The following is a 25,685-nucleotide window of genomic DNA, read 5'->3' on the forward strand; positions in this document are numbered from 1 at the left end:
CATGACGCCAACACCTGACGCCAAATCACGTTCTGACCGACAAATTGCCCAAGACATTCCTTACGGGGTGCGCATTGCGGCTGCGTGGTCGTGGCGGCTGGGCCTGATCCTGCTGATGATCGGCGCCCTGGTCTGGTTGCTGGGCAAGGTCAGCTTCCTCATCATTCCGGTCATGGTCGCGGCGCTCCTGGCCGGACTCCTCTACCCAGTGGTGCTCTGGCTGCGCAAGCGGAATCTGCCCATCGGTGCGGCTGTGGCCATCACAGTGCTGGGTTTCATCGGGGTCATCGGGGGTGCCCTTGCGCTGGTCGGGAGGCAGCTGGTCTCAGGATTCGGGGAGCTTTGGACGGAGGCGCTGACGGGAATCCAGCAGATCCAGGACTGGCTCGCTGCCGGCCCCCTGCATCTGACGGCCGCCCAAATTCACCAGTACATTTCAGACGGCGTCACGGCCCTGCAGGACAACAGCAGCACCATCCTCAGCGGTGCCCTGTCCTTTGGCAGCACGGCCGGACACTTTGCCGCCGGCCTGGTCCTGGCCCTGTTTATCCTGATCTTTTTCCTGCTGGAAGGCAGCCGCATATGGGCGTTCCTGGTCCGGCTCCTGCCCAAGACAGCCCGGAGGGCCGCTGATGGTGCCGGACGCCGCGGCTGGACCTCCATGGTCAGCTATGTTCGGATCCAGATGTTCGTTGCCTTCGTGGACGCCGTGGGCATCGGAGCCGGTGCAGCGATCATCCAGGTTCCGCTTGCGCTTCCACTTGCGGTCCTGGTGTTCATTGGTTCGTTTATTCCCGTGGTGGGTGCGCTGGTTACCGGTGCGATCGCCGTCCTGCTGGCCCTTGTGGCGAACGGACCCGTGAATGCGCTGATCATGCTGGCCATCGTCCTGCTTGTCCAGCAGCTTGAAAGTCATATCCTGCAGCCGCTTGTTATGGGTAGGGCCGTAGCGCTTCATCCCGTGGCAGTCATCCTTTCAGTAGCTGCCGGATCCTATCTCGCGGGCATCCCCGGCGCGCTGTTCGCAGTGCCGCTGCTCGCCGTAGTAAACACGGCGGTTCGCTACATTGCCGGCCGGACGTGGGAACATGATGAAGGATTGGGCGCGGCCGAGCTGCAGCCTGGAGCCGCGCCGTCGGAAGCTGGTGGTGACTCCAACTTCAAGGAAGTCCACCTTCCGGGAGCCGGATCCCGCAGCGGCAGCAGCGCCGTCGGCAAAACCAAGACCGCAGATAACACCTCCGTCCAGGAGCCTGCAGTTGACACCAACAAAGGAGAATAGTCAGTGAATACCCTCGATACCCTGCCCGTCACGCTGGACGATGTCCTCAAGGCGCAGGAGCTGCTCGAGGGCATTATTACCAAGACTCCGGTGGAGTCGTCCCGTGCGCTGGGCAGCCTCGTGGGCGGCAAAGTTTTCTTCAAATGCGAGAACCTGCAGCGTGCCGGATCCTTCAAGGTCCGCGGCGCGTACGTGCGGATGGCCCGCCTGACTGATGCCGAGAAGAAGCGCGGCGTGGTGGCTGCCTCTGCAGGCAACCACGCTCAGGGCGTAGCCGTAGCCGCGAAGAGCCTGGGCATCAACGCCCGCATTTATATGCCGCTCGGTGTCGCTCTGCCCAAGCTTGCAGCAACGCGCAGCCATGGTGCCGAAGTTATCCTGCACGGCCACAACGTGGATGAAGCACTGGCCGAAGCCCAGCGCTACGCCAACGAAACGGGCGCAGTCTTTGTGCACCCCTTTGACAACGTGGACGTCGTCGCTGGCCAGGGCACCATCGGGCTGGAGATCCTGGAACAGATCCCGGACGTAGACACCATCCTCATGGGCGTCGGCGGCGGAGGGCTTCTTGCCGGCGTCGCGGTGGCCATCAAGGCCAGGGCCAAAGAGCTCGGACGCGAGATCCGGGTCATCGGGGTACAAGCGGAAAACGCGGCTGCCTACCCTCCGTCCCTCGCTGCAGACGCCCTGGTGCCGCTCAAAAAGGTCTCCACCATGGCCGATGGCATCGCCGTAGGCCGGCCAGGGCAGCTTCCTTTCAGCATCATCCGCGAGCTCGTGGACGATGTTGTGACTGTGAGCGAGGATTCCCTTGCCCGGGCCCTGATCTTCCTCCTGGAACGGGCCAAGATGGTCGTGGAGCCGGCAGGCGCGGTGGGAGTAGCCGCGCTGATGGATGGCAAGATCGAAAACCCGGGGAACACCGCCGTCGTGCTTTCCGGTGGCAACATCGATCCGATGTTGATGCTCAAAGTTATCCAGCGTGGCCTCTCGGCCGCGGGCCGGTTCATGACGGTTCGGATGATGCTGGATGACCGCCCGGGCTCACTGGCGACTATTGCCCGCATCATTGCCGAAAACGACGCCAACGTCACGGGCCTGGACCACACGCGACTGGGTGGCTCCATCAGCATGGGCGACGTCTCCATCACCATTAACCTGGAAACGAAGGGCCACGAACACGGCGAACAGGTCCTCGGCGCCTTGAGGGCCGAAGGCTTTCAGCCGATCGTGGTGCACTGACGGGGAGACGCGGATATGGTGCTCGAAACGCCTGACGAATCCAAGGCCGAGGCCAAGGAGACACTCGCGGGGCGAGCCAAGGGTGGCCTGCTGTTCATGGGCAGCTTCGTGATCCTGCTGTATGTGATCGAGTTCCTGAACACGCTGATGAGGCATGGCCTTAACAGTACTTTTGGACTTCGATCCCGCAGCGTGGACGGCGTGCTGGACATCCTGACGTTCCCGCTGCTTCACGCGAACCTCAACCATTTGCTGTCCAACACCCTGCCCCTCATCATCTTCGGCTTCCTGGTTTTCCTGGCCGGTATCAGGGTCTTCCTCACAGCCTTGGCCTTCAGCTGGCTGGGTTCGGGCCTGACCGTGTGGCTTATCGGTGGGGGAGGCGTGACAGTGGGGGCGTCAGGGCTGGTGTTCGGATTTTTCGCGTTCCTGCTGGTCAGGGGCTTCTTCAACAGGAGCTGGTGGCAGATTCTGTTATCCGTGGTGCTCTTCATGGCGTACGGCAGCATCCTCTTCGGGGTGCTGCCAACCGTCATGGGCTTTATTTCGTGGCAGGCCCATCTTGGCGGTGCCATTGGAGGGCTCATCGCGGCCATCCTGTTGCGTCCCAAACCCCAGGCCACCACCTGACCCAAGTAGGTCGCATTTGTGCGCGTTAATCGCCCCCTCAAAACGCGCACTGCTGCGACTTAGTTGGGTAGCCGGGCACGAAAAACGCCGGCCCACCCGCAAAGGGGTGGACCGGCGTCGGGTTCTTGGCGCTGCCTAGGCGACGTAAGGCTTGGCGGAAACGATCTCCACCGGAATTACCTTGCCGTTGGGGGCGGTGTAGCTGAGCTTGTCGCCCTCCTTGTGGCCGATGATGGAGGCACCCAGCGGAGACTTCTCGCTGAAGACATCGAGGTCGGAGTCGCCGGCGATCTCACGCGAGCCGAGCAGGAATGTCTCTTCGTCCCCGGCGATGCGGGCAACAACCAACATGCCGGGCTCTACGATTCCGTCATCGGCAGGGGCTTCGCCAACCTGGGCATCGCGCAGGAGCGCGGTGAGCTGACGGATGCGGGCTTCAATCTTGCCCTGCTCTTCCTTGGCTGCATGGTATCCGCCGTTTTCCTTGAGGTCGCCTTCTTGGCGGGCGGCTTCGATCTTCTGGACGATTTCCGCCCGGCCAGCGCCGGAAAGGTGGTCCAGCTCAGCCTTCAAGCGGTCGAAAGCTTCCTGGGTAAGCCAAGCTGCTGTGGCGCTGTTGGTGGTAGACACGGATTTCTCCTCTTGATCTGACAAAGCAAAGACCCCGCCGAGGTGGCCACTCGTGAAACTCAGTAACCAACTTAACGGGGTGAAGGTTTCATCCATTGTAGTAAATCCTCTGGACGAACCCAAACTGGTTGAGTTGTGGGTCACACGATTGTTATTTCCCGCTGTCCACGATCCAGCAATTATCCACTACGCCGGCGACAGCGGGGGACTCGGTTCTCAGCACCGTGCGCTGGGCTGTTGTGCTCCCGCCATCGGCACCGTCCTTGGGCTCATTGGGGCCGATCACCACCACTTTCCAGCCCACCACCGCGAACTTGGAATCCATGGCCTTCACGGCGCATTTGGCAGTGGCTCCCGGGTATTTGGTGACTTGGTAGTCGACCTCGGCCTGGGTGCCATCGACAGTGCTGTAGCCGATGTCCTTGAAGGTCACCGGAGCCTGTGCAGAGGACGTTGCGACCCATGCTGCGAACACAATTCCGAGGATCAGGGCCACGATGACGATGTTCCGCTTCGATGTGCGGGTCAAGCCGCGCTTTTGACCACCGTAGCGATTGGCTAGGCTGTTGCTTGCCGGTAGTTCGTTGGCCGATAGGTCCTCTGAAGTCACCTATCCAGTTTAGTGCGGATCCCGGCACCTCCTGCACAGCCCTGATTTGCACCATCCATGAAAGAGGAGCCGTCAAGTGACAGCGTCCAGCAGTTCCGAGCAGCAGCTGCGGCTGCTCGCCGTCCACGCTCATCCGGACGATGAGTCCAGCAAGGGTGCAGCGACCATGGCGATGTACGCCGCTGCAGGAGTAGACGTCATGGTCGCCACCTGCACTGATGGATCCAGGGGCGACATCCAGAACCCCGGCATGGTGGACGCTCCGCACCCCAAGCGCGACATGGCAGGTGCCCGCCGGTTGGAAATGGCCAATGCGGCGGCCGTGCTTGGCATCCGGCAGCGCTGGCTTGGCTTCGTGGATTCTGGCCTGCCGGAGGGCGATCCCCTTCCGCCTCTCCCGCCGGGATGCTTTGCCCTGCAGCCATTGGAACGCGCTACGGCCCCACTGGTCCGTCTGGTCCGCGATTTCAAGCCCCATGTCATCATCAGCTACGACGAAAACGGCGGCTACCCCCACCCGGACCACATCATGGCCCACAAGGTTGCCGTGGAGGCGTTCGAGGCAGCGGGTGACGCCTCACGCTATCCCGGAACAGGGGAGCCTTGGGCGCCCAGCAAGCTCTACTACGATCGCGCCTTCAGCCCCGAACGCTTCCGTGCATTGCACTTTGCTCTGGAAGAGGCCGGGCTGCAGTCGCCGTATGCTGAGCGGCTCGCGGCGTGGCTTGAAGCAGATGCCGAGGGCCACACTCCTCCTGCTCCCGCGCACCAGACCACCACGCAGGTGGACTGCGGCGACTTCTTCGAGGCGCGCGACGACGCTCTCCGGGCGCATCGGACGCAGATCGATCCCATGGGCTTCTTCTTTGCGGTCTCACCTGACTTGCAACGTACGGCGTGGCCTTGGGAGGACTACACGCTGATCAAGTCCAGGGTGTCTACGGAGTTGCCGGAAAAGGACCTGTTTGCGGGGATAAGATAGGTGTTGCCACCAGTTTCTATCGTTTGTAGAAATCGCCGGCGGCCATCGAACAGCCCAGCTTCATGCTGAAGCCTGCCGACATGCATCAGCTCCCATAGAAGGTTTGAACGTGCACCACTTGATCCTCGCCTTGACCGTCACTCCCTCGCCCGACCCCACCGGGACGCTGCGGCCTGGCCTGTCCGAGGACCAGGTGACGCCCGGGACCTGGGGCTTCGTCCTCACGGCCTTCGTCGTCATCCTCTCGACGTTCCTCATCGTGGACATGGTTCGCCGTATCCGCCGGGTTCGGTACCGTGCGCAGGTGGAGGAGGCACGCTTGGCTACAGAAGCCGGAACCCTTGATAATGCGGGCGGCGACGCCGGCACCACGGATGAGAACGGCGATGCCGCTCCCGGAAGCCGCTAGCCCGCGCGGAAACAACTGGCCCGGGGCGGCGAACGTCCTGGGTGCGGAGCCGTCTGCCTACCTGCGCCAACACGCAGCCAACCCGGTCTTCTGGCGTCCTTTCGGCGACGAAGCGTTTGCCCTTGCCGCAGCCCGGGATGTCCCCGTGTTTCTCTCCATCGGCTATGCGGCATGTCATTGGTGCCATGTCATGGCCCATGAATCCTTTGAGGACCAGGAAACTGCGCACTACCTCAATGCACACTTTGTGCCCGTCAAAGTGGACCGGGAAGAACGGCCGGACGTCGATTCCGTCTACATGACGGCCACGCAGGCCATCAGCGGTGAAGGCGGCTGGCCAATGTCCGTTTTCCTGACTCCGGAGGGCCTCGCCTTCCATGCGGGCACATATTTCCCGCCCGTTCCCTTGCCCGGCCGGCCGTCCTTCCGAAACGTGCTTGAAGCGGTCCACGAGGCGTGGGTTGAACGCCGCGAGGCTGTGGAGCAAAACGCCAGGGGACTGGCCGCGAACATAGCAAACGCCCAGCTGTCATCTGCCGTTCGGCTTGACGGCCCGCCCGAGGTACTTGATGCACAGCTGCTTTCGGATGCAGTAACGGTTTTGGCCCGGTCAGAAGACCACGACGCCGGTGGGTTCGGCAGCGCCCCAAAGTTCCCGCCGTCGGCGGTACTTGAGTTCCTCATCCGTCACGCAGCGGCACGGTCGGAGACATCGGAGGCCGCGCGTGACATGGCCGCACGCGCCCTGGCCGGAATGGCACGTTCGGCATTATGCGACCAAATCGACGGCGGTTTTGCCAGGTATTCGGTCACGGCGGATTGGTCGGTGCCGCACTTCGAGAAGATGCTCTACGACAATGCCCAGCTCCTGCGCGTCTACGCCCACTGGGTGCGTCTTGGAGGCAATGATGTGTTCCCGGCCGAGGAGGCGGCGGGGGTTGCGTCCAGGTGCGGGGATTGGATGCTGGCCTCGCTGGGGCTGCCCGGGGGTGGACTGGCTTCGTCCCTGGACGCCGATACCGTGGTGGACGGGGTGCACCATGAAGGCGCAGCGTACCTCTGGACGCCCGGATCGTTGCTGGAAGTCCTTGGCCCGGATGACGCTGAGGCCGTGGCTCGCATGATGAATGTGGATGCGCAGGGGACCGTCTCGGAATTGGGATCTCCGCTGCATCCCGGACGGCCCTTGTCCGCTCCCGAGTCCGCGCTCTGGCACCGCGTCAGGCCCGCGCTCCTCGCCGCACGGGATCTCCGGAACCAGCCTGCCAGGGACGAGAAAGTTGTGGCGGGTTGGAACGGGCTCGCGATCGCCGGGCTTGCCGAGGCCGGAGCGGTGCTGGACCGCCCGGACCTCGTCGCTGCAGCTGAGAACGTTGCCGAGTATCTCGAGAAGGTGCATTGGAACGCCGAACACGGGCTGCTGGTCCGGGTCTCGCACGATTCCAGGGCGCGGGGGATCGGGGGACTCCTGGAAGACTACGCATTCTGTGCAGAGGGCCTGTTCTCGCTGTACGCCGTGACGGGAAAAAAGCGCTGGTACCGCCTGGCGGAATACATCATCCGGGCCGCCGAAGCGCGTTTTGTCGAGGACGGGCATCTCGCCGATTCGGCCGGGGAATCTGCCCAGGTGTTCAACGCCCAAGGGCAGCGGGCTGCCCTTGATCCGTTCGACAATGCCACGCCGAGCGGGGCTGCTGGATTTGCCGGAGTGCTGCTGACGTATTCGGCGTACTCAGGCTCCCACGCCCACCGACTCATGGCCGGGAATATCCTGGGCCTGCTTCCTTCGCTGGCCACACGCGCGCCCCGTGTTGCCGGTTGGCTCCTGGCCACGGCGCAAGCGGCGCTGGCAGGGCCGGTGGAGGCCGCCGTCGTTGGTCCCGATTCGCCACTGCTGAGCGAGCTGCACAGCGCGCTTCTGAAATCCGCCAGCCCGGGTATGGCGGTCGCGTTGCAAGAGAACGACGCCGTGTCCCCGGCTGGTGATGGCGAGGTCCCGCTGCTGCTTCATCGCACGGGTGCGCCTGATGGCTCGCCCCAAGTGTATTTGTGCCGGGATATGGTGTGCGAGATACCGGTGGGGACCGTTGCGGACGTGCAATCAATGCTGGCGCGAATGACCGCCGGCCCTAGCTGAGGACTGCCATCATGATGGCGATGAAGTGGGCCGCGAACGCCAAGACGGTGAAGGCATGGAAGAGTTCGTGAAACCCGAAGTGTTGAACGCTGAAATTTGGCTTCTTGATGGCATAGAAGACCGCGCCTGCTATGTAGAGGGCGCCGCCCACACAAATGAGCGTGGCAGAGGCGGCATTCGCTGTGAAGAACTGCGGAAGGTAAAAGAGCGCCCCGCAGCCCAGCGCAATATAGATCGGGACGTATAACCAACGCGGGGCGTCGGTCCAGAGAACCCGGAACAGCACGCCGGCAATGGCCGCGGACCAGATAATCCACAGCAACGTGACGGCTTGGGATCGTTCCAGAAGCGACCAAGCCAGCGGCGTATAGCTTCCGGCGATCACCAGCATGATGTTGGTGTGGTCCAGGCGCTTGAGCACCAGCCGGGTCTTCGGGGACCAATTTCCGCGGTGGTAAACGGCGCTGACGCCGAAAAGAAGGACGCCCGTTACCGCATAGATCGTGGAGGTGATCTTTCGGTCGGCTGTGGGGGCAAGTGACACCAGGACGATTCCGGCCGCGAGGGCGAAAGGGGCGGCAACGGCGTGAATCCAACCGCGCCATGCGGGCTTGATAGTGAGCAGCTCGGCCATCGTTAAAGAATAACCTACGCTTCAGTAAGTTACTGCTCAGTAGCTCCTGCACGATGGGAGTTTGACTCTCGCTGCACCAGTGGGGCAGCTCGGGAAGGTAGCCTTGGAGGTGCGCCGTCGTCGTAAAAGTAAGGAAGTCAGGTGAGAGTCCGGTGGAGCTGCCCGGTTTCCTCTATGGCTACTACGAACGTCAACTCCTTCGCTCCCTGAAGCAAGACCGCATTCCCAGGCATATCGGTGTCATGGTGGACGGCAACCGCAGATGGGCCCGTCAATTCAACGCGCCAACCAGCCAGGGACATCAGGCCGGGGCGGACAAAATCCACGAGTTCCTTGGCTGGTGCCAGGAGCTTGGCGTCAAAGTAGTGACGCTGTACATGCTCTCCACGGACAACATGAACCGCTCCGGCGAAGAGCTTGACCTGCTCATGGGCATCATCGCCAACACCATGGACCGGCTGGATGAAAACGAGGACGTCTCTGTGCACGCAATGGGCGCACCAGAGCTTCTCCCGGACTACCTGGCCGATCGCCTGAACAAGCTGACCGCCCGGACCCCGGTCCATGAAAAAATCCATGTGAACGTGGCAGTCGGCTATGGCGGGCGGCGTGAAATCGTCGACGCCGTGAAGGAACTCCTCCGCGATGCGGTCGCCAAAGGGCGGACTATGTCCGACGTCGCAGATGAACTTTCGGTGGACGACATCTCAAGGTTCCTTTACACGCGCGGCCAGCCGGATCCGGACCTTGTCATCCGAACTTCCGGTGAGCAGCGGCTCTCCGGATTCCTGATGTGGCAGAGCGCCTACAGCGAGTTCTACTTCTGCGAAGCCCTCTGGCCGGCGTTCCGCAAGGTTGATTTTCTGCGGGCGCTCCGGGACTACGCCGGACGCCAGCGTCGCTTCGGCTCCTAGGTGCGCTTCGGTTAATCAGGAATTAATCAGCTGGCAATGCGACTTGCCGACGCAGGTTTCGGAATTTTCTGTGAGAGGGATTACGTTAATCCCATCAGCAGGCAAAACCGCCCGCTGATCGGGGAGGCCAGTAGATGGAGCGAACTATCGCACCAGTTACATGGGAGGCCACGCCCGGCCTTCCGGCCGAGCCGCTTCACCATTAGGCCGGGCGACCGCCCGGGGCTGGAGTCGATGTGGCTATTTCTGAGCAACTGCCCACAATGGTTTCTGACGGGGAAAGTGCAGCTACCTCTCGCGCCAAACGGGTTTCATCGGGGGAACGGACAGCATCGTCTGCAGTGGGCCGCAGCTATGTGATCGATACATCCGTCTTGCTCTCAGACCCGCACGCACTGCTGCGCTTCGCTGAGCACGAAGTCATCGTCCCGATCGTGGTCATCAGCGAACTCGAAGGCAAACGCCACGATCCCGAACTAGGGTACTTTGCCCGCAAAGCCCTGCGGCTCCTGGATGACCTCCGAATCGAACACGGCGGACTGGACCACGCGATACCCATTGGTGCCGACGGAGGCATGCTCCGGGTAGAGATGAACCATATTTCCACGGAGGTCCTTCCCGCAGGCTTCCGGGGCGGGGACAATGACAGCCGCATCCTGGCCGTAGCGAAGAACCTGGCAAACGAGGGCCACAATGTCACCGTGGTGTCCAAGGACCTTCCCATGCGCGTCAAAGCCTCTGCCATGGGACTGCACGCCGACGAATACCGCAACGAACTCGTCAAGGATTCAGGCTGGACCGGCATAGCCGAAGTGGAAGCCAGCGAAGACGAAATCACGACTCTGTATGGCCATGAGCCCGTTTTCATCCCCGCCGCAGCGGAACTTCCCGTGAACACCGGGCTTGTCCTCTTGTCCAACCGCGGCTCGGCGCTCGGCCGCGTAGGGGCGGACAAGCAGGTCCGCCTCGTCAAGGGTGACCGTGACGTCTTCGGACTCCATGGCCGTTCGGCGGAACAACGGCTGGCCATCGATCTCCTCATGGATCCCGCAGTGGGCATTGTCTCCATCGGCGGGCGCGCTGGCACGGGCAAATCCGCACTGGCACTCTGTGCGGGCCTCGAGGCCGTCCTGGAGCGGCGGGAACACCGCAAGGTCATCGTCTTCCGGCCCCTCTACGCCGTAGGCGGCCAGGAACTGGGATACCTCCCCGGGTCTGAAGCGGAAAAGATGAACCCTTGGGCTCAAGCCGTTTTCGACACACTCGGTGCGTTGGTCAGCCAGGAAGTCGTGGAAGAAGTCATGGACCGCGGCATGCTCGAAGTCATGCCGCTCACCCACATCCGTGGACGCTCACTGCACGACGCCTTTGTCATCGTGGACGAGGCACAGTCCCTGGAGAAGAACGTCCTCCTGACCGTGATGAGCCGCATCGGACAGAACTCCAAGATCGTGCTCACCCACGACGTCGCCCAGCGCGACAACCTCCGTGTTGGTCGGCACGACGGCGTGGCCGCCGTCGTCGAAACCCTCAAAGGTCATCCGCTGTTTGGCCACATCACCCTCACCAGGTCCGAGCGGTCGCCGATTGCAGCCTTGGTGACGGAGTTGCTCGAAGGGGCCGAAATCTAACTGGTCCTTCCCGCACGGTGGTCACCGCCGCGCGGCAACGGCCTCCCGCCGTCGCTTAGACACAACGCAAAAGGACCCGAAGGTCGCTGGGCGACCTTCGGGTCCGATGCGTCGCGATGCGCTCCTTCCCGGAAGCCCGCGGCCACGCTAGCCGCTCAGCTGCGGTTAGAGCTTGAGATAGGTTTTCAGCTCTTCGTGGCCTTGGGCTTTGAGGGTCCAGTTGGGGCGGTTGAAGGTTTCCGGGGTGAGGCGGACTCTTTGGACTTCTTCTACTTTGTCGCCCCAGTTGTCGCGGACGAGGCCGTTGAGTTCGTAGCCGAGGCTCAGGGAGACGCCCAGGGATTGCTTGTTCCATGAGGCCGCTTCGGACTCGGCCACTTCCGCCTCCAGATAGTCGAACGCATAGCTCAGGACGGCGGCACGCATCTCCTTGCCGAAGCCTTGCCCTTGCGCGGACTGCTTAAGCCAGGAGCCCGTGCTGACTGTTTTGAGGGTGTTGAAGTTCTTGGCGCCGATGTCCTGGACGCCCAGGAGTTCCTCGTTGTGCCAGACCCCGAGGAGAAGTGTCCACGAGTCAGGCGTGAATCCGGCCCTGCAGCGCCAGTACCACTGGGCCATGTTGGGTGCGAGCTCGTCGTCCGGGAGTTCTGCCCACGGGGTGCTGAACGGGCTCTTGCCGGGTTCGTGGACGCCGGATCGGGCTGCAGCGACGGCAGCCGGGATATCGGCGTCGAGAACTGGACGGAGGGTCAGTCGGGGAGTCGTGAGCGTGAGTCCGAAGGGCGGCCAGATTTCCGCGGGCGTGGTCATCGGTGCAGCTTAGCCCGGCCGTCGAGGGCATGCGAGTCACAGAGCTGGTGACAGTCTTGGTGGATCGTGGGGATGTCAGGCTGCTGGGCCGATGTCCCAGGAGATATGGCGTCGAACGTCGGTCAGGTTCATTGACTCGGCAAGGAAGAGATCGTCCAGCATGTATTCGTCAACTGCCAGGATCTTCAGCCAATGACCCTTGCCTGCGGTATCGCCGTCCAGGCTTTGGCTGGCGACGCAGACCCCGGTCCCTGCATCCACCCTGATGAGCGTGCGTCCCGGATGGGCCAAAGGTTGGGAAGGATCCAAGGGCACGTAGGTTCGGCCACGGGTAACCACAGTTTCCAAGGCCAACCGTCCCTCATGGTCAACTTCCCGGGGCTCTTCCAGTGACACTGGATTGGAATCCGGGAACTCCAGCGGGACGGGCGCATTACCGGCAAGTTCCACCGGATCCAGTGCTGCAGCCAGCCGTCCGTTGCCAAAGGAGGGTTCACCGTAGGCCGCCTCAGGGCGCCTACGGACCAAGCCAGCAGCGTCATAAACCGGAGTGACGAGGTGCGCCGGAAGCAACCATGAGCGTCGCGTCGCACTGACGTAAAAGTCGTCGCGGGAATCGTTGATGCCCGTGGTGCTGTGCAGCAGCTTTCCGTCGGGAGTCTCCAGACGAAGCGCGCCGGGCCGCCTGAGCCATGCACGGACCATGTTGGCGCCAGTGCCAGGCCGTTCGAGGTATTCGAAACGAAGGCTGGTCCACTTCCATGGTGAAGAACGGCACAGATTGCGGAATGTGGAGGACAAGTCCTGCGCCTGCCCGCCATGCCCGTTAGCTGGCGCAAAACCAGACCCGAAGTCCGGTCCGAAACCTGATCCACCTGCACTGTAGCGCCCCATATCCACAGTTTACCTACGCGTTCAACCCGGCCCCTGGACGAATTCGGGATAGCATCTGCAGGGTGATCCGACGACTCGCCGACCTCTGGGACGCCAGCCCACTGGGCTTCTGGCTGGTGGTTCTTGCCTGCGCGTACTTCGTAGTGATGGCGGTGCGCCTGACCATCATTGATGTCCGGAGCCATCTACTGCCGAACCGGATCGTCTTTCCCTCCTATGCGGTGGGCGGCGTCCTATTGCTGGGCGCTGCGGTCCTGGTGTTCGTTGGCGGCCCGGACCCTGGGCTGGATGCCTCGATGTTCGGTATCCCTGGGCTCGGAGTGCTGGCCGGTGGCGGCGTGCTATGGCTGTTCTACTTCCTGCTTCGCCTGGTCTATCCACCCGGTATGGGGTTCGGGGACGTGAAGCTGGCCGGGGTGCTTGGACTCTACCTCGGCTACCTTGGGTGGACCCATGTCTTCGCGGGCACGTTCGCTGCCTTCCTGCTCGGCGGATTGTGGAGCCTGGTGATCCTCGTGTCCAGGCGAGGCACGCTGGGTTCAGCCATCCCGTTCGGACCCTTCATGCTGGCAGGAGCCCTGGTGAGCATGGTGCTTTTACCTGCTTGAACCGTTCGGGCGGAGGCCGCCGGGGCCAACTGCGGCCGAACTGCAACGCTTCTGCGTATTCTGCGGTTCACCGGGCTGCGGCATGCTTAGCCCAGATGGTTTGATGCGCTCAAGACGCCTGGAGGGAGCTGCGGTGCAGGGAAGTAGTTTTTGGTCCGTACTGGGGGTCACCATGGCCTGCACTTTGCTGCTCTCCGGCTGCGGGCAATCGGGCAACGTTCCCGGTGCAACCCCGGGGGCCAGCATCCAACCGCTCACGACTCAGCAGCCGGAGCCCTTCTGCGAGGGCGGTCCGCTGGGTTGCTCCACTTTTACGTCGGTGCGCGGGAGCGATGCCACTGGAGACGTAGCGTGGCTCGGGACCCAACCGCTGCAGATCAGCTCCACGCATGTCAACGGGGAGTGGACCCTGCTGGTGAAGACACCGTGCAACGTGCTCAGTGTGGAAGTCTCGGTCCAGGACGATGTCTGGGCAATGCGTTCGATGGTCGCCTCCGCTATGGGCTGCCGGGAGCTTGAGGGCAGCTACGAGGGCTGGACCGTCAAGCTCTTTGAGCAGCCTGTTCACTGGAATCTCGACGACGGCGTGCTCACGTTGAGCAACTCACTGGCCACGATCGAATTGAAGGAAAGCTAACGCCGTGGGCGCACCGGAATTTATCCTCAAGCTTCGGGAGAAGATCGGGAATGACCCGCTCTGGTTGCCGGCGGTCAGGGGAGTGGTTTTCGACGACGATGGCCGGGTGCTGCTCTGCCAACGGGCCGACAATCACCACTGGACGGTGATCACGGGCATCCTTGAGCCAGGCGAGCATCCGGCTCCCGGGCTGGTCAGGGAAATTTTCGAGGAAACTGCGGTTGTGGCCGAAACTGAGCGGATCATCGCCGTCGGGGTTGTAGGTCCGGTGACCTTTCCGAATGGCGACATCTGCGACTTTCTGGACATCACCTTCCGCTGCAGATACGTCTCCGGCGATGCTCAAGTAAACGATGACGAATCGATCGACGTTGGCTGGTTCGGCCTGGATGAACTGCCTGACATGAGCGAAGGAAACCTTCAAGCCATCAGGCTTGCCACGGAGCCCGAAGGCCCCGTGGCGTACCAGGTGGAGGACTAAGCTATTTGGCGCTTGCGTCAGCCGGTGCCCGCCGAGGCTCTTGTCCCTCGGCAGAGGCCACAGCGGCTTCCAGGCGTTCGGCTTCGAGGCGTTCAGCCTCTGCACCTCCGACGGCCTCGCCCCGCGCCACCATGCCGGCAGTGTCCGAGAGAGGGATCTGCTTGAGCGTGATGGCCAGCAACAATGCAATGGCGATGAACGGAACCAAGTACCAGAACACGGGCGCCAGCGAGTTGGCGTAGGCGTTGACGATCGCATCCCGAAGCTGCTCAGGCAGTTGGGCCAAGGCCTGTGGATCCAGCGTGCTGGTGGACTGCGAGGCCTGCTCGGCAGATGCACCTGCCCCGGTAAAAGCGTTGGTCAAGGATTCAGCAAGGCGGTTGGTGAAGATGGAACCGAACACGGCGACGCCCAACGAGGCACCCACCTCGCGGAAGTAGTTGTTGGTGCTGGTGGCCGTGCCAATCTGGTCTGCCGGAACGGAATTCTGGACCACCAGGACGATCACCTGCATGATCAGGCCAAGGCCTGCGCCGAAGATGAAGAGCTGGACACAGATGACCCAGATCGGAGTTTCAGCCGTCAGGGTGGTCAGCCACAACATGGCCGCGATGGTCAGTGAGGCACCAAGGATCGGGTACATCTTGTACTTGCCGGTCTTGGAAATGCGGATGCCGGAGTAGATGGACGTTCCCATCAGGCCAACCATCATCGGCACCATGAGCAGACCGGACTCTGCGGCGGACGTCCCGGAGGACATCTGCAGGAACGTAGGTACGAAGGCGATCGCCGCGAACATTCCCAGGCCCAGCGTGAAGCCAATGGCCGTCGCGTTGATGAAGATGGGGTTCTTGAACAGGCTCAGTGGAATGATGGGGTCCTGGGCACGCCGTTCAACCATCACGAAGGCAAATGCCGCCAGAACCATACCTGCTCCGAAAGCCCACGTGAGTGGGGAATCCCATCCTTCATCCTTCTTGCCGCCGAAATCGGTGAAGAAGATGAGGCAGGTGGTGGCTGCGGAAAGGAAGAGGACACCCAGGATGTCGATCTTCTTCTCAGCCTTCTTGTTCGGCAACGTCAGGGCGAACCATGCCGTGATAAAGGCTGCGATGCCGATGGGGATGTTGATGTAGAAGGCCCATTCCCAGGTTAGGTGATCAACGAAGAATCCACCCAGCAGCGGACCGGCAACGGCCGACAGGCCAAAGATAGCGCCCAAGGGACCCATGTATTTGCCGCGCTCTTTGGCGGGCACGACGTCGGCAATGATGGCCTGCGAGAGAATCATCAAGCCACCGCCGCCGAGGCCCTGGATGGCGCGGAAGATCACGAAGCCCCAGAAATCCGTGGCGAACGCACAACCCACGGAAGCGAGCGTAAACAAGGCGATCGCTACGAGGAACAGGTTGCGCCGGCCCAGGATGTCACCGAATTTGCCGTAGATCGGCATGACGATGGTGGTGGCCAGGAGGTAGGCCGTGGTGATCCAGGCCTGGTGCTCCACCCCGCCCAGCTTGCCAACGATGGTGGGCATGGCAGTGGAAACGATGGTTTGGTCGAGGCTGGACAGGAGCATGCCTGCGATCAGCGCCGAGAAAATGATCCAGATCCTTTTCTGGGTCAACAGCAGCGGCTCGGCTGCCTTGGAAAGGGTACTCATGCGTGATCCTTCGGGGTTTCGGCAGGTGTGGTGCCCAGTGATTGGGCAAAGAGTTTTTGGGCTGCGGCGAGGTTCTGCCGCAGAAGTTCGCGGTAGGGCCGGACATTGTCCTCCGAGAAGAACTGCTGGGCAGTCTTCTTGGAGACGGCTCCGAAGACGGCTGCGGCCATGACGATTTCCGGGTGCCCGGGTGAGAGGCCTTCGCGGGCCGCTATGAGTTCGGCGAATTGGCGCTCACGGGCTTCGCCTTCAAGCGTCATGCGGCCAAGGAGTTGGGGCTCGGCTTTGATGGCGGCGATGAGCTGGTGGACCTCGGACCGGCTGATTGCCGAACGCTCCATGATGGTCAACGTGAGCTGGTACAAGGCGGCGAGCAAAGTGCTCGAGATGCTGTCTGCGTTCTGTACTGGCCCATGATTGAAGTCTTCGATGGCGTCCTGGGGGAGTTCGTCCGAGAACGCGCCGATCACCGCGTCTTCCTTGGAGTGGAAGTAGTTGAAGAACGTTCGCCGCGAGATACCCGATTCTTCGCAGACCTGTTCCACGGTGTATCCGTTCAGCCCGCGTTCTGCGGTCAAGGAACGGGCGACGGCGGTAATCGCCGAACGTGTGGCGGCCCGCTTGCGCTCACGGAGGCCGCCGTCGATATTTGCACTATTGCTCACAAAGTAAAGTTTTGCACTCTTCTATAGAAAGTGCAAAATTTGTAGAGCTTAGGCGCGCGGAGCCTTACACAAGCTCCGGGTACGCCGACGGCCGGTACCTTTCATGCGAAAGGTACCGGCCGCCGTCGTGCTTTAAGTATTAGTTCTTGTGAGCCGGGGACGTCATGGTGGTGACGTCGAGAGCCTTGTCGAGCTCTGCCTCAGTGACCTTGCCTTCGCCCTCGCCGACGAAGCCAAGCTTCTCTGTGGCCTGGCGGATGGTCAGGCCCTCCTTGACGGCAATCTTCGCGATCTTCGCGGCGTTCTCGTAGCCGATGAACTTGTTCAACGGGGTCACGATCGAGGGGGAGGCCTCGGCCAGGAATCGGGCGCGCTCAACGTTGGCGGTGATGCCATCGATCATCTTGTCAGCCATGACGCGGCTGGTGTTGGCCAGCAGGCGGACGGACTCCAACAGATTGGCGGCCATGACAGGGATGCCGACGTTCAATTCGAAGGCGCCGTTGGTCCCGGACCAGGCGATCGCGGTGTCGTTGCCGATGACCTGGGCGCAGACCATGATGGAGGCTTCGCAGATAACGGGGTTGACCTTCCCCGGCATGATCGAGGAGCCCGGCTGAAGGTCCGGGATGGCGATTTCGCCGAGGCCCGTGTTGGGGCCGGAGCCCATCCAGCGGAGGTCGTTGTTGATCTTCATGAAGGAGATCGCGATGTTGCGCAGCTGGCTGGAGCCCTCGATGAGGCCGTCGCGGTTTGCCTGAGCTTCGAAGTGGTCGCGGGCCTCGGTCAACGGAAGCCCCGTGTCGGCTGCGAGCAGTTCGATGACGCGCTCCGGGAAGCCGGCAGGAGTGTTGATGCCGGTGCCAACAGCGGTGCCACCAAGGGGGACCTCCGCGACGCGGGGGAGTGCGGCGTTGATGCGCTCAATGCCGTAACGGACCTGGGCGGCGTAGCCACCGAACTCCTGGCCGAGCATCACCGGCGTGGCATCCATGAGGTGCGTGCGGCCGGACTTGACGACGTCCTTGAACTCCTCGGCCTTACGGTCCAAGGATGCTGCCAGGTATTCCAGGGCCGGGATCAGGTCATTGATCAGGGCCGAGGTGGCGGCAACGTGGACGGATGTGGGGAACACGTCGTTGGAGGACTGCGAAGCGTTCACGTGGTCGTTGGGGTGGACAACCTTGTCGCTGCCCGCAGCGGCGAGGGCACGCGAAGCGAGCTCAGCGATGACCTCGTTGGTGTTCATGTTGGAGGAAGTGCCCGAGCCGGTCTGGAAGACGTCAATCGGGAAGTCGCCGTCGTACTTGCCCGTTGCCACCTCATCGGCAGCTGCGGCGATGGCCTCGGCGAGCTCACCGTCGAGCACCCCCAGTTCGGCGTTCGCCAGTGCAGCGGCCTTCTTGACGCGTGCAAGGGCTTCGATGTGAGTGCGCTCAAGCGTCTTGCCGGAGATGGGGAAGTTCTCCACAGCACGCTGCGTCTGGGCGCGGTACAGGGCGTTCACGGGGACGCGAACTTCGCCCATCGTGTCATGTTCAATACGGAACTCAGTGGTGGAAGTCATGGGGCTAGCTTAGGGCGATTGGGTGCCGCATCGAAAACCCGGAATGGAGTGCTACGTGCTCCGGCGCGGAGGCCGGAGCACGGTCCACTAGAGCTTGCCGATCCCGGAAACGAGGGCCGCACGGCCTTCATCGAGCTTGTAGGACAAGCCCACCACGGCCACACGGCCTTCGTCGATGGCGTCCGAAATCACACGTGAGCTGTCCGCCAGCCGCGCTGAGGTTTGCTTGACGTGCTCCACCACCATGTCATTGACGTCTTCCTGTTCGTTGCGCAGGGACGTCAGAACGGACGGAGTGATGCGTTCCACGAGGTCGCGAATGAACCCGGCAGGCATCTCGCCGGTTTCCACGGCGGCCTTGGTAGCCGTCACGGCTCCACAGCTGTCGTGGCCAAGGATGACTATCAACGGAACGCCGAGCTCGGCAATGCTGTACTCAAGGGAACCGAGGACGGCGTCGTCGATCACCTGGCCGGCAGTACGCACCACAAAGGCGTCGCCCAAGCCGAGATCGAAGATGATCTCTGCGGCAAGACGGGAGTCGGAGCAGCCAAAGATGACGGCGAAGGGGTTCTGGTTCTCGATGAGTGACGAGCGCCGGGAGGCGTCCTGGTTGGGGTGCAGGGATTCGCCGGCAACAAAGCGTTCGTTGCCCTCTTGGAGGCGGCGCCAGGCAAGGGCGGGAGTCAGATAAGTAGGCACCTGATTACTTTACGGCCCGGAGGTGGCGTGTCGTAAAACTGTTGCGCCGCGTGTGCTTATGAGGACGGCGCTGCAGATTCTGACGCTGCAGCGGCTTGGTCCGCAGACTTAACCACGGCGGCGGCGAGCGTGGCGAACTCTGCAAGGTTGGCCGTGCCGCTCAGGATGATAGTGGTTCCGCGGTAGTTGAGAACCATGCTGCGCTTGTCCTTGCCGGAATCGTGGAGCTCCCAATCCTGGCCACCGGCGTTACGGGTGCCGGTTACTGGCATGTTGCCGGTCTGCTGCAGCACCCATGTGGGATTCGCCTTGGTGGTCTGGGTGAGGCCGATGAAGGCCTCCTTGGGAGTCAGGTAACCAACTTCCCACGTGGGCACGCCCGTTCCCGTGCCGGATTCCCAGCGGGCGTAATTCGGCTTGAATGTGTCGCCGGTTTCCGGCGTGACAGGTGTGAATCCCGCCACATCGGCAGCGTTGCGCGCTATGGAAGCAACGTCAACGGCGGGCCGAAAGCCCTCACCCTTCGGAGCGGGGTTCATCAACACAATAGGAAGGAATGCCAGGACACACAGCACCAGGGCAATGATCATGCCAATGACAGAGGCATTGGCCCGCTTGGCGGCTTTTGCCGGAATGACGGGTTTATAAGGGGCATCCATAGCGTCCGGGGCGCTGTTGGGGGTTGCCTCTGCGGCCTTGGGCTGGTTGCCGGCAGCGGGCTTGTCCTGCGTTTCACTCACCCCTCCATAGTCCCTCATCCCGGCTGTGAACACACAACCGGGAACCTCACCGCAGGAATTGCCGGCCGTGGTCATCCAGCGACTCCAAACGCATGCGGCGACTATGATCGTTCATAGAGGGACCCCAGGTTGCCTCGTGCAACCGTGTTCCGGTCCCGTGAATCGTCACTCGAAGAAGAGGTTCAAGTGTCTCCTGCACCAATGACCCAGCAGTATTCCACGATTTCGCCGTCGCTCGCCGTCGGCACCGACGAACCCGACCGCAACCTGGCGCTGGAACTCGTCCGTGTCACCGAGGCCGCCGCAATTGCCGGTGGCCACTGGGTAGGTTTCGGCGACAAGAACAAGGCAGACGGCGCCGCCGTCGACGCCATGCGTTCGTTCCTTCACACCGTCCACTTCAATGGCGTCGTGGTCATCGGTGAAGGCGAAAAAGACGAAGCCCCCATGTTGTTCAATGGCGAGCAGGTGGGTGACGGCACCGGTCCCGAGTGCGATGTCGCCGTGGACCCCATCGACGGAACCCGCCTGACCGCCCTCGGCATCAACAACGCCCTTGCCGTCCTGGCAGTGGCCGAACGCGGCTCCATGTTCGATCCGTCCGCGGTCTTCTACATGGAAAAGCTCGTCACAGGTCCTGAAGCTGCCGACATGGTGGACCTGCGCCTGCCCGTGAAGCAGAACCTGCACCTGATCGCCAAGGCAAAGGGCGTCAAGGTCAACCAGCTCAACGTCATGATCCTGGACCGCGACCGGCACCGCCCGCTCGTGGAAGAAATCCGCGAAGCCGGCGCGCGCACTAAGTTCATCATGGACGGCGACGTCGCAGGTGCCATCGCCGCAGCCCGGTCCGGAACCGGCGTGGACGCACTGATGGGCATCGGTGGCACACCTGAAGGCATCGTTGCTGCCTGCGCCATCAAATCCCTCGGCGGCGTGATCCAAGGCCGACTGTGGCCCACCTCGGACGATGAGAAGCAGAAGGCGATCGACGCCGGACACGATCTCGACCGCGTCCTCTCCACCAACGACCTCGTCACCTCGGACAACTGCTACTTCGCAGCCACCGGCATCACCGACGGCGACCTCCTCCGCGGCGTTCGCTACCAGAAGGACCGCGTACTGACGCAGTCCATCGTGATGCGTTCCAAGTCCGGCACAGTCCGCTTCGTTGATGCTGAGCACCACGCATCCAAGTGGGAGACGTACGCGCGCAAGCCGTAACCCCTTGGCTAACAGAAGGACGGCGAGCATCGCTCGGCGGCTATCTCCTCGTACCTCGTCGATTTGATGCCGCTTTCGCGATACTCGCCGTCCTTCTTTGTGTCCAGCCGGCTCCGGTTGCGCGCGTTTTTGGGGGAGGGGTGGTGACACCTGAGCTCGATTTCGTTGCGCAAATGGAGTGGGGACGCGCGGATTTGGGTGTCGGGGGTCTGTTGGTGAGTCACCCGGGATGACGCGTGTCGTCAGCCGGGGCACGAGGTGGGCTTCCGGGTTAGGTTCGACGGCGGCGCTCGGGCGAGTGCCGCCGTCGTGCTTTCCGGGGTGGTCGGCCGCTGTGGGTGTGCCGTCGCGACCTACTTTGATCCTGCAGGCCGTCCGACATGCCGTCATTCCGGGCGTGTTGCAGTGAGTGTTGAGTCAAAGAGGGTCATGACGGTACGCGGCCCTGGCCGTTGCCGGGTCGCCGGGGAATGTGCATGTGGTCAGCCGGGGCACGAGGTGCGCTTCCGGGTTAGGTTCGACGGCGGCGCTCGGGCGAGTGCCGCCGTCGTGCTTTCCGGGGTGGTCGGCCTGTGGGTGTGCCGTCGCGACCTACTTTGACGCTGTACGTGGTCCGACACGCCGGGATGGCCGGCGTGTCACCGCGTCGGCGGCGTCAAAGTGGGTGGTGGAGGTACGCGTTCCTTGTGTTGACTTGGGGAACTGGCTTAGCGGAGTTTGTCGCGGAGTTTTCTGGCCAGTTGGTAGGCGCCGTAGCGGAGTTTGTTCACCGGGAGGTCCCATGTGCCGGGGTAGGCTACTTCGCGGCCTCCGAAGGACTTCTTGAAGGACGTGAAGCCCGCCCATTTGTGGTCCGGCTGGTCTTCAGGGGCCACGCCCCAGAGGTCCACGTGCTTCAGGCCCTTCTCCTTGGCATCTGCCATGAGGTTGACCAGGAGCGGAATACCGGCACTGAGCTTGCGGTGGGTGTCATCCAGCGCTGCGTGGGCATAGGTTCGCGTGTCCGAGGAATCGTAAGTGAAAGCTGCAGCGATCGGCTCGCCCTCGAGCTCAGCTATGAACAGCGTTCCGGCGCCGGACGGTAGCAAAGATTCAGCTACCTGGGTGAGGTACTCATCGCTTTGTGGCTTGAAGCCGTTGCGTGCTGCCGTCAGGTGGAGGAAATGCAGGAGAACTTTGATGTCGGCAGGATCCTGGGATGCGCGGAAAGTCACGCCCTTCTTGTGGATGTTGCGGTAGAGGTTCCGGTTGGTCGGCTTCATTGCGGCAAGAACGTCCTTGAAGTCGCCCTCAAGGTCCACGATCCAACTCAACTCCGGCTGCAGGTTCACAGGCGCCGGCTGCAGGCCGCGGGAACGAAGGAGCGTATCGGCCTCGGACGCTGCGAAGCCGGCTGATACAGGTTCCATCCGCACGAAGACGGCACGTTCCCTCTTCGCCAATTCCACCAAGGCCGCCATCGCGGCGTCGAAGGCATCCACGGACTTTGCTACAGGCCCATAAGGGGCGTAGATGACTTTGCCCGCCGGGTTCTTTTCCTCTATCGCGAGGAAGCTCCATCCGGGACCTGACTGCTCATGGACCCGGCGGCCGAGCGAGCGCTGGACCTCAGCCCAAGCGGGGGTCTGCAGAAAGAAGTCCACGCTCACTTAACCAATCCTGTGGTCACGGCGAAGGCAATACTCGTATCGGTGGCGCCTTGCACAGGATGAACATTCACTGGGTTTTCTACCTCAGGGATGAAGGCGGCGCCGCCTCGCTGCAGCGGGAGGTCGCTCTTGGGCGAGTCGAGCACCACGGAACCGGCAACAACCACGACGACGGCGGGACCGGACTGTGCCAGCGGCACCGGTTCGGCACCCGGACCGAGTTCGATCCGCTGGAGTTGGAACTCCTTGAACGGCGGGCGGTATAGTTCCTGGCCGAACTCCGTGCCGCTGGCTTCAACGTGGGGCACACCCATCGATTCGAAGCGGATGGTCTTGATCAGTTCCGGGACGTCCACATGCTTGGGGGTGAGTCCGCCGCGCAGCACATTGTCCGAGGAAGCCATGACTTCCACGCCGAGGCCGTGAAGGTAGGCGTGAACGTTGCCGGCCGGCAGGTACACGGCGTCGCCCGGTTGCAGGGAAAGGTGGTTAAGGAGAAGGGAAATGAGCACACCAGGATCGCCGGGGAAAGCCTCGTTGATTCCCAGCATTGCCGCCAGCGCATCTTCGTGGGGCTCTTGCGGGGCGCCTGCACGCAGGACGGCCTCTACCTCGTGAATGGCATCCGAGACCTCGCTGCCGCCCTCGATCAGGCGTGTGAAGGCAGCTTTGAGGGCTTCGGATTCATTGGGCAGGCTGAGGTCGGAAATTACGCCGCTGATGATTGCGGGGACCTCCACCGCGGCGGAGTCCAGCACTTTGGCAAGGTGCTCGAAAACACCTTTGGCTGCTGCAGGGGAGCGGAACCCACACAATGCCCGGAACGGCGTGAGTGCAAAAATCATCTCCGGCTTGTGGTTATCGTCCCGATAGTTGCGTTCGGAGGAATCAGCGGGGATCCCTGCAGCATTCTCGCGGGCGAAGCCTTCGCGTGCTTGTTCCAAGCTAGGGTGCACCTGCAAAGAAAGTGGCTGCTCTGCGGCCAGAATCTTGGTAAGGAAGGGAAGCCGGGGCCCGAACTCGGCAAGGCTGTCGGCTCCCAGGAAATGGGTAGGATCCGAGGCGATCAGGGCGTCAAGGGGTTGCGTGACCCCATTTGGATGAATGGCTGTGGACGGGGAATCGGGGTGGGCGCCGATCCACATTTCTGCCTCCGGACCACCTGACGCGGGCCGCCCCAGCAAGCCGGCAATCGCCGTCGTCGAACCCCACGCGTAGGGTCGCAAAACATTCTCAATCTGGTACACGAAGGAAAGTCCTTATCGTCGCGCTGAACGTGAGGTGGTGGTGCTGCTGCGGGCTACAGCGGGGCGCATTGCCCATTGGTTGCCACGAGATCCCGGATGCCTTGCTCGTCGCCCTGGGCCTTGAGGCCGTTGAGCAGTTCTTCCGTGATGGGCGTACCGTCCGGCGTGGTGGTCACCGGCGTGAAGTCCGAGGACGACGGCGAGGGCTGCTGGCCCGCGGGCATGGCGGCCGCGAAGCTGCCGGGGACTGGGCCCGCTGCCGCGACATTGGAACCCACACTGCCGTTGTTGGACACCATGGAGTCATCGGCCTTTGGGCTGTTCTGGGAGGTCAGCAGTTCCTGGACCTTGGAGTGAATCAGGTCGAAGTCCGGCACCGTGGAGAACGAGGCATCGAAATCGGGAGGGCCAATAGTGAGGCGCTTGACCGGTTGGCCCTTGGACTTCAAGGCGAGGTCCACGAAGCTTCCCAGCTGCGCGGAGGAGATGTTGGATTCCACCACCTTTGTGCCTGCGTTGGCGATGTCCTCGAACTTGGTCAGCAACGTGCCGGGGTCCAGCTGCTTGAGCATGGCCTGCTGTACGCATTGCTGGCGCGCAATACGGGCGTAGTCGTCAACGAATTCACGGGAACGGCCGTACCAAAGGGCGTGGAAGCCATCCAAGTGCTGGTCGCCGGCAGGAATCCAGCCATCGGGCATGCCGTGGATCCCGTTGGCCTCGTCAGTGACAGGACCACTGATAGGTACCCAGCCGCCAGCCTTGATGCGGATGCCGCCCATGGCGTCGATGAGCTTGGCGAACCCGTCCATATCCACCAGCACATAGGCCTGCACCGTGATACCCAAGGTCCCGGACACCGCTTCCAGTGTTGCCTGGGCGCCGGGATCGGCAACGCCCGGGTACAGGTCCTTGTGATTATTGGTGACCTCGGTGTTGACGGCGTTGATGAGGCATTCATCGCCGCAGTTATAGCCGTCGGGGTAGATCTTCCGCATGGGGGATCCCTCGCTGAACTGTGCGTTCTGCAGGTTCCTGGGAACGGAAATGATGGCACTTTCACCCGTTTTGGCATCAACACTGATGACCGACAGGCTGTCCGGACGCCGACCTGTGCGGTCGTCACCGGCGTCGCCGCCCATCATCAGGAAGTTATAGCGGCCATCCACGGGATCGATGGCAGGGCCCGCGTTGAAGATGCTGCCGATCGCGTTGCGGCTGACGTTCAACACGTAGGCAAGGTAGCCCAATGACCCGCTGGCCAGAACTGTTGTCACGGCAAGGACGACGGCAATAATGGGCCGCATCCCGGGGGCCAGCAGGTTGGGCCGGATGATCCGCAAGGTGTTCAGGAACAGGTAGGCCCAGCCCAAAGCCAAAGCAACGAGGACAACGATGATGAACAGCGAGCCCACGGGATGGGTGACGATGCTGAGCAGCATGCTCCGGTTCACCAGCGCAATCAAGAGCGTCAGCAAAGCCAGCGCCCACACAGTGAGTGTGATGCGAAGGGCGAGGCGGCCCAGCTTGCGGTCACCTGCCACGATCTGGGCACTGCCGGGGATGAAGAGGGTGAGGAGGACCAGCACGAAGGCGCGTTTGGTCCGCACCGGGGCGCTGGCCCCGGATGGATAGCGGACTGGATCAGTCAGGGCGGCGCCGGACTGATTCGGGTTCTTGTGCATGGTGGTCATCCG

At 62.4% G+C, this 25,685-nt stretch carries 25 protein-coding genes; 12 read left to right on the forward strand and 13 right to left on the reverse strand.

Features of this window, described 5'->3' with window-relative positions:
• Position 1: 1 nt before the first annotated feature.
• Genes AC1DD5_RS05910 through AC1DD5_RS05920 form a run of 3 tightly spaced genes read left to right on the forward strand, consistent with a single transcriptional unit; the run spans position 2 to position 3,154 of the window.
• Positions 2–1,282, forward strand: a complete 1,281-nt coding sequence (locus AC1DD5_RS05910; protein WP_477520844.1) for an AI-2E family transporter — start codon at positions 2–4, stop codon at positions 1,280–1,282.
• 3 nt (positions 1,283–1,285) lie between these two features.
• A complete protein-coding gene (ilvA, locus tag AC1DD5_RS05915) occupies positions 1,286–2,524 on the forward strand; it encodes a threonine ammonia-lyase (RefSeq protein ID WP_442002655.1) in 1,239 nt (412 codons plus the stop codon).
• Positions 2,525–2,539: 15 nt separating this feature from the next.
• A complete protein-coding gene (locus AC1DD5_RS05920; RefSeq protein ID WP_477520845.1) occupies positions 2,540–3,154 on the forward strand; it encodes a rhomboid family intramembrane serine protease in 615 nt (204 codons plus the stop codon).
• Positions 3,155–3,289: 135 nt separating this feature from the next.
• Here AC1DD5_RS05920 and greA read toward each other — a convergent pair whose 3' ends face one another.
• Both greA and AC1DD5_RS05930 read right to left on the reverse strand, forming a co-directional pair.
• Positions 3,290–3,784 (reverse strand): transcription elongation factor GreA, encoded by a 495-nt coding sequence (gene greA / locus AC1DD5_RS05925; protein WP_442002657.1) that lies wholly within the window; start codon positions 3,782–3,784, stop codon positions 3,290–3,292.
• Between the two features lie 151 nt (positions 3,785–3,935).
• Positions 3,936–4,394 (reverse strand): DUF4307 domain-containing protein, encoded by a 459-nt coding sequence (locus AC1DD5_RS05930; RefSeq protein ID WP_477520846.1) that lies wholly within the window; start codon positions 4,392–4,394, stop codon positions 3,936–3,938.
• A 76-nt stretch (positions 4,395–4,470) separates the two neighbouring features.
• On the opposite strand from AC1DD5_RS05930, the gene mca reads away from it, so the two are divergent.
• The 3 genes from mca (at position 4,471) to AC1DD5_RS05945 (ending at position 7,922) form a co-directional block, all read left to right on the forward strand.
• Positions 4,471–5,376, forward strand: a complete 906-nt coding sequence (mca, locus tag AC1DD5_RS05935; RefSeq protein ID WP_477519542.1) for a mycothiol conjugate amidase Mca — start codon at positions 4,471–4,473, stop codon at positions 5,374–5,376.
• A 109-nt stretch (positions 5,377–5,485) separates the two neighbouring features.
• Positions 5,486–5,785: a hypothetical protein gene (locus tag AC1DD5_RS05940; RefSeq protein ID WP_477520847.1), complete on the forward strand. Its 300-nt coding sequence runs from the start codon at positions 5,486–5,488 to the stop codon at positions 5,783–5,785.
• On the forward strand, positions 5,763–7,922 hold the full coding sequence (locus AC1DD5_RS05945) for a thioredoxin domain-containing protein (protein WP_477520848.1): 2,160 nt from the start codon (positions 5,763–5,765) through the stop codon (positions 7,920–7,922). The genes AC1DD5_RS05940 and AC1DD5_RS05945 overlap by 23 nt, the downstream gene beginning before the upstream one ends.
• On the opposite strand, the gene trhA is transcribed toward AC1DD5_RS05945, so the two are convergent.
• Positions 7,915–8,556 carry a PAQR family membrane homeostasis protein TrhA gene (trhA, locus tag AC1DD5_RS05950; RefSeq protein ID WP_442002662.1) on the reverse strand — a complete coding sequence of 214 codons (642 nt, stop codon included), beginning with the start codon at positions 8,554–8,556 and terminating at the stop codon, positions 7,915–7,917. The two genes, AC1DD5_RS05945 and trhA, sit on opposite strands and share 8 nt — an antisense overlap.
• A gap of 152 nt (positions 8,557–8,708) precedes the next feature.
• Between trhA and AC1DD5_RS05955 the strand changes: the two genes are divergently transcribed.
• Together AC1DD5_RS05955 and AC1DD5_RS05960 are read left to right on the forward strand one after the other, a co-directional pair.
• The gene (locus AC1DD5_RS05955) at positions 8,709–9,470 is read left to right on the forward strand and encodes an isoprenyl transferase (RefSeq protein WP_442002663.1); all 762 of its coding nucleotides are present in this window, start codon (positions 8,709–8,711) and stop codon (positions 9,468–9,470) included.
• A 263-nt stretch (positions 9,471–9,733) separates the two neighbouring features.
• Entirely contained in the window at positions 9,734–11,101 is a 1,368-nt protein-coding gene (locus tag AC1DD5_RS05960) for a PhoH family protein (RefSeq protein WP_442002709.1), read from the forward strand.
• Positions 11,102–11,266: 165 nt separating this feature from the next.
• On the opposite strand, the gene AC1DD5_RS05965 is transcribed toward AC1DD5_RS05960, so the two are convergent.
• Together AC1DD5_RS05965 and AC1DD5_RS05970 are read right to left on the reverse strand one after the other, a co-directional pair.
• Positions 11,267–11,911: a GNAT family N-acetyltransferase gene (locus AC1DD5_RS05965; RefSeq protein WP_477520849.1), complete on the reverse strand. Its 645-nt coding sequence runs from the start codon at positions 11,909–11,911 to the stop codon at positions 11,267–11,269.
• 75 nt (positions 11,912–11,986) lie between these two features.
• Positions 11,987–12,805: a hypothetical protein gene (locus tag AC1DD5_RS05970; protein WP_477520850.1), complete on the reverse strand. Its 819-nt coding sequence runs from the start codon at positions 12,803–12,805 to the stop codon at positions 11,987–11,989.
• 62 nt (positions 12,806–12,867) lie between these two features.
• Here AC1DD5_RS05970 and AC1DD5_RS05975 point away from each other — a divergent pair, with 62 nt between their 5' ends.
• The 3 genes from AC1DD5_RS05975 (at position 12,868) to AC1DD5_RS05985 (ending at position 14,531) form a co-directional block, all read left to right on the forward strand.
• A complete protein-coding gene (locus tag AC1DD5_RS05975) occupies positions 12,868–13,413 on the forward strand; it encodes a prepilin peptidase (protein ID WP_477520851.1) in 546 nt (181 codons plus the stop codon).
• 133 nt (positions 13,414–13,546) lie between these two features.
• The gene (locus AC1DD5_RS05980) at positions 13,547–14,050 is read left to right on the forward strand and encodes an META domain-containing protein (protein WP_477520852.1); all 504 of its coding nucleotides are present in this window, start codon (positions 13,547–13,549) and stop codon (positions 14,048–14,050) included.
• 4 nt (positions 14,051–14,054) lie between these two features.
• Entirely contained in the window at positions 14,055–14,531 is a 477-nt protein-coding gene (locus tag AC1DD5_RS05985) for an NUDIX hydrolase (protein WP_477520853.1), read from the forward strand.
• A gap of 1 nt (position 14,532) precedes the next feature.
• Here AC1DD5_RS05985 and AC1DD5_RS05990 read toward each other — a convergent pair whose 3' ends face one another.
• The 5 genes from AC1DD5_RS05990 to AC1DD5_RS06010 all read right to left on the reverse strand — a co-directional run bounded on the left by AC1DD5_RS05990 (position 14,533) and on the right by AC1DD5_RS06010 (position 19,868).
• Positions 14,533–16,194, reverse strand: coding sequence for an MDR family MFS transporter (locus AC1DD5_RS05990; RefSeq protein WP_477520854.1), 1,662 nt, complete (start codon positions 16,192–16,194; stop codon positions 14,533–14,535).
• Positions 16,191–16,859, reverse strand: a complete 669-nt coding sequence (locus AC1DD5_RS05995) for a TetR/AcrR family transcriptional regulator (RefSeq protein ID WP_477520855.1) — start codon at positions 16,857–16,859, stop codon at positions 16,191–16,193. Before AC1DD5_RS05995 ends, AC1DD5_RS05990 begins: the two co-directional genes overlap by 4 nt.
• A 139-nt stretch (positions 16,860–16,998) precedes the next feature.
• Positions 16,999–18,426: a class II fumarate hydratase gene (locus AC1DD5_RS06000; RefSeq protein ID WP_442016753.1), complete on the reverse strand. Its 1,428-nt coding sequence runs from the start codon at positions 18,424–18,426 to the stop codon at positions 16,999–17,001.
• 87 nt (positions 18,427–18,513) lie between these two features.
• Positions 18,514–19,128: a carbonic anhydrase gene (locus AC1DD5_RS06005; protein ID WP_442002672.1), complete on the reverse strand. Its 615-nt coding sequence runs from the start codon at positions 19,126–19,128 to the stop codon at positions 18,514–18,516.
• A 56-nt stretch (positions 19,129–19,184) separates the two neighbouring features.
• A complete protein-coding gene (locus AC1DD5_RS06010) occupies positions 19,185–19,868 on the reverse strand; it encodes a DUF4245 domain-containing protein (RefSeq protein ID WP_477520856.1) in 684 nt (227 codons plus the stop codon).
• A 201-nt stretch (positions 19,869–20,069) separates the two neighbouring features.
• Between AC1DD5_RS06010 and glpX the strand changes: the two genes are divergently transcribed.
• Positions 20,070–21,092 carry a class II fructose-bisphosphatase gene (gene glpX, locus AC1DD5_RS06015; protein ID WP_216924934.1) on the forward strand — a complete coding sequence of 341 codons (1,023 nt, stop codon included), beginning with the start codon at positions 20,070–20,072 and terminating at the stop codon, positions 21,090–21,092.
• Between the two features lie 707 nt (positions 21,093–21,799).
• On the opposite strand, the gene AC1DD5_RS06020 is transcribed toward glpX, so the two are convergent.
• From AC1DD5_RS06020 to AC1DD5_RS06030, 3 genes are read right to left on the reverse strand one after another with little or no spacing between them, the layout of a single operon-like run.
• Positions 21,800–22,735: a lipid II:glycine glycyltransferase FemX gene (locus AC1DD5_RS06020; protein ID WP_477520954.1), complete on the reverse strand. Its 936-nt coding sequence runs from the start codon at positions 22,733–22,735 to the stop codon at positions 21,800–21,802.
• Positions 22,736–22,737: 2 nt separating this feature from the next.
• Positions 22,738–23,988 carry a mannose-6-phosphate isomerase, class I gene (gene manA / locus AC1DD5_RS06025; RefSeq protein WP_477520857.1) on the reverse strand — a complete coding sequence of 417 codons (1,251 nt, stop codon included), beginning with the start codon at positions 23,986–23,988 and terminating at the stop codon, positions 22,738–22,740.
• 53 nt (positions 23,989–24,041) lie between these two features.
• Entirely contained in the window at positions 24,042–25,682 is a 1,641-nt protein-coding gene (locus AC1DD5_RS06030) for an LCP family protein (RefSeq protein ID WP_477520858.1), read from the reverse strand.
• Positions 25,683–25,685 lie beyond the last annotated feature (3 nt).

It is taken from the genome of Paenarthrobacter sp. 10L420, from assembly GCF_056395385.1.